This window comes from Marinobacter sp. B-12, assembly GCF_056857915.1.
Genome location: NZ_JBSXOB010000049.1, coordinates 1 through 4,348 on the forward strand (window position 1 = coordinate 1; position 4,348 = coordinate 4,348).

Sequence of the window (4,348 nt, forward strand, 5' to 3'; positions counted from 1 at the left end):
AACGGAATCCTGGATGACGGAATACAACGATGAACGTCCCCACGATTCATTGGAAGACCTGACGCCATGGGAATATCTGGCGAAATACCAACAGGCGGAAAACTCTAACCAGCGGTGCAACTAAAACAGGGATGTTTACAACTCTTGCATGACCCACCAACGAACCGAGGATACAGGCCACTCCAATCTGGCAAGCAAGAGATTAAGTTCAACAGAGTGAAAGGTGGTATCCATCGTTACCACCAACTTGGCTGTGGTAGTACAAGGCTGCTAGTTTCCTCAATAATGCAATTAGCCATCTCTTGAGCGATCTGAGCGGCTTCTTCAAATCTGCCAAGCTGAACCATGAAGAACACTAATTTTTCACCTGGAACGACCAGAGAGCTAGCATTACGCCGGCTTAAAAGATCGTTCGTTGTGGACTTGGTGATAAATTCATCTGCACGCGATGGGAAGTGTTCCGCTACTGTTCGAAGCCTCCACTCGGAGTCTACCCAACTCTCGATATGGGGTGACCATCCATAGTTTCGGCTCTGTGCCGTAACGGCCAGCTCAAAAGTGGGATCAGTAGCTCCGTTCAATTCCAAGGAAACTTTTGTAAGCCGATCAAGGAGAACACCGGGGCCCGACCCACGTGTGTCATCTTTCAGGGCGAGAGGTTTAACATGCCGTAATAGCGTGGAAGATTTACCTTTAGAGACCCAATATTCAAACCATTCTTTCAGGAAGTCGCCACCGAATACCTGCTGTGTCTCCAAGTCGGACAGGAGTTTTTTGATCTTACTCGGGGCGTAGTCTTCCGGTTTTCCAGAAAACTTAGATGATAGGAACTCAGGTTTCTGCTCTTCGCCTTGAACTTCGATTTCTTCAGAATTCACAGCTCTGTTTAAAAATGATACAGCGGAGGATGCAATTTCGCCTCGTCCATCATCGGCATTTTTAATTGCATCATACTCAATTTCAGCCAGACCTGTTTGGGCAAGCGCTAAGAGCTCTGGGGTGCTCTCTCTTACAGTTTGGAGGAAGCTTTGCATACATGATTCAGCATCGCTCCAGTTTCCGTTGCGAATGTGGTCGAGATACATTGAAACAAGAGTCCGCCTGTCTAGTTTTGCCATTAGTCTCCCTGCAAAACTTGGTATGTGGCGGGTGCCGCTTCTATCAGTGTAGTCGCACACGTTTGTAATCTGTGGCGCAAGTGACAAGAGCATTCCTTTGGCTGCTTCAGGTTCATAGTCAATTAGGTAATCGATTGATGTCAGTGCAGAATCAAGGGCAGGGTCCTTTCGGTGTCCGTAACCAATTGTGATATCCCACGCGAGCCTACAAAGTTCCCGGCCCTCTTGATGATGTTGATGCAAAATTGCCAGGCGGCACAGCCGCGTGAGGTCTTGCGCGATAGTGCAGGTTTCCTGGAGCTCAGTTACCAAACGACTTTTTTCTATATGGAGGAAATCGACAAGTGCATCGGGATCTAATATGGGCAGTCCAATCGAAAGAACCGCCTCCGGTAATCCCTTCATGAAGCCCCATGCATTGCCTTTTAGGACACCTATATCGTCTGCATCGATGGCTTTTTCGCCTGCCAATACAATATTCAAGAGGTGTAAATCGATTGAAATCAGGAGGAGGGCCTTGCGAAAGTCATTGTATACCTGATGTGTTTGGTAGCTTTGTCCAGGGGGAGGATCAATAGTTGAAAAGCTATCAAAAATCAGGTGGTAGGAAATTTTCTCCTTGCTCTTGAAGCGGTTTGCTATGTCTTCGGCTGCCTCGCGCAGTCGGTCTAAATAGACGGTCAAATTCTCCCTATCCTGAAAGCTCGGCGCGTTCACCCAAGAAAACTCTCCCTCAGCGTACAAAGCAGTGCAAAGCGATTTCATAAACCACTCGTAAACCAATCGCTGAAAGGCTTTTTGCCGATTATCCCAGTCGAGAAGTTTTGTGAAATTAACAGTGACTGGACGGCTTGGGATACTTTTCATCGCGCTATTACTGAGCCAGCCATAAACGGCGGCCAAGCTGCTTTGAGAGAAAACGGAAAATTCTGACCAAGCCGATAGCTTTGCGTCCGTATAAGCTGCTAGCCGGACCGCTAGATTTTCTAGAACCTCGGAACGCTTGGGCGACTCTGTGACCTCACGTAGCGACATAAGGGCTTGTAAGTCACCAGCATTCATAAGCCCCATAGCTAATGCTTTGACCATGAGAAGCGGTCGCTTATCGATCAGCCTGTTCTCGATTTCATTATCGCAATCAATTACCTTGCAGCTGGCGATCGCTTCACCTAATTTGGCAGCTTCTGCGCGAAAGACCCTTGGATCTTGCGAAGTTTTAAACTCCGATTCCGTATTCCAACGATGCCTGGCGTAAGCTGCAACTTCGTAAGCTCTCTCCTCATGTCCATGATGCTGTTGAGCAATAGCAAGCCCGGGAAGTAATTGGGTGGGGAGCTCATGATGTGAGACCCACGCGTCGGTGATTGCGCTTTGATCCGAACTAACTGTCCATGAGGCTTCTATTAAGCTGGGTGCATCATCCAACTGAAAGTCCGGACCATTCAATAGCCTGATTTTCAGGTTCCGGTGGCGATAGGTTTCCGCGTAATTTTTCTCTTTGAACGCTAGGACTTCTGCTTCCGTTAACATTCGCACAAAAGTTTCGACAGGGTAGCCTTCTGCAAGGCGATCCAGCACCCAGTTACGAGTGACTCCAGTCCTCAGCAAATGTGAATCGCCCATGAGCGCTTTCACCGACCAGTGCCAGCTGTTCTTCAGAATTGGTTCGGCAGAATTCTCTAGCCACTCTTCCACCAAAGGGAGCAACTGTTGAACATGATCTTTGTGGCCTGCTTGGTCCTCGACGAAAACTATCAGGCTCTGGTGAAACGGACTTAGCCGGCCTTCAGCGGCGTGCAACAGATGTTCAATCCCATCAAGCGAGAGCGTTCCCGGGACTGGCGAAGCCGACATCAGTGAAAATGCATTCCGAGGCCACCGGAAGGGCAACTCACAAATCAGATGCAAGACATCCTGCTGTTCGTGGCCCAAAGTTTGCCAAAGCTCCTGATAATAAGATCGTATGTCGTCACCAGGACAGGCAGGCAATTGCTCAATTTCGTAAACAGATAGGGGATTGCCCGTCGCAACAAGCGCCTCCACGGAGTAAATGAGGTGAAGCGGATGGCCTTTTGTTAAATCAAATAGGGCTTGTGCCTGCTCCCCAAGCTCTCGTTCAGGCATCGCCTGCGGGAGGAGCCAGCGACCACTTTGAACTTGGCGCTCAAGGTAGCTATGGATAGCGTCACCAGTCATGGTCGGGAGCTCTATCCAGCTATTGCGTGGACATTCGGAGATAAGACGTTTAGGTAGCTTGTTGTTACTGACCGGTTGGGTTCCGACTAACAGTTTTACGTTTTCAGGTAGAGGAAGTATTTGTTTGAAAATATTGTCGAGAGGTCGAATGTCCCCATAATTTTCCCGCCAGACGTGGTCTAAGCCATCGATAATTAGGACGAATGGCTTTTCCTCTTCTGCGTAATGGCTGCCACAAGCTTGGAGAGCATTTCTTAGGTCCTCTGGTTGTTCGGTTGGAGCATTAACTGATGGATGCTGCCGGTTGATCTGCTCTAGGATTGATTGCGCTACACGAAAGGGGGACAAGCGGTCGAAGGTAGTGTCGACAACGGAAAGGAAGTAGTGATGCCGTACGAAGGGTACTTTTTCTGACTCAAGATTGTTGCATAAGTAACTCAGGTACGTGCTTTTGCCCCTGCCAGGAGGGCCACAGAGAGTGAATGTGGTGGTTGGCCCCTTTTGAATTGCACGAAGAAATTGATCGTGAAACACCGAGTCTGGGGGCTCATAACCTGCAGGTATGTCAAAGTCCTGGGGCATAGGCGCAGGCTTTGCGGCAGTTAAGACCTCTCGAATAACATCGAGAGTTATCCATCCATCTGGATGGGGGGCGTTCTTGAAACTCGCCCAGTTATCGGACCTATTGAAAAGACGTTCAATGCCATCGTCTCTAAATGACAGGCCTTCTAGCCGCGCTCTTACAGTCGATTCTAGGTTGAGGTAGCTTCGATCGCTATGCTGAATCCGTAACACCGAGAAGAACGCTCGAGCTTTTTCCTCTCCCCCAAGCTGTTCTTTAACAAGCCTTTGTGTCTCGGTTTCGAGGCTGTCAAATTGCAGAAACTCGCCATCTAGTGTTCCGTGCGGTTAATTCGATGACTTATTATCGATTAAACTCAGCTTTGCCCTCGCGACCGATGTCATAATGGATTCGGCGCTTTTGTGCCATCGGAATGGCTTGGCCAGTGTCTCATTATGAACCTTGATGTACT

2 protein-coding genes are annotated in these 4,348 nt (G+C 48.8%); one reads left to right on the plus strand and one right to left on the minus strand.

Annotation, left to right across the window (positions count from 1 at the left end; genetic code table 11):
- The coding region (locus AC13D2_RS09035) for an integrase core domain-containing protein (RefSeq protein WP_482938512.1) at positions 1 to 124 on the plus strand (124 nt) is incomplete at its 5' end.
- Between the two features lie 112 nt (positions 125 to 236).
- On the opposite strand, the gene AC13D2_RS09040 is transcribed toward AC13D2_RS09035, so the two are convergent.
- Entirely contained in the window at positions 237 to 3,896 is a 3,660-nt protein-coding gene (locus tag AC13D2_RS09040) for an ATP-binding protein (protein ID WP_482938511.1), read from the minus strand.
- Positions 3,897 to 4,348: the final 452 nt, after the last annotated feature.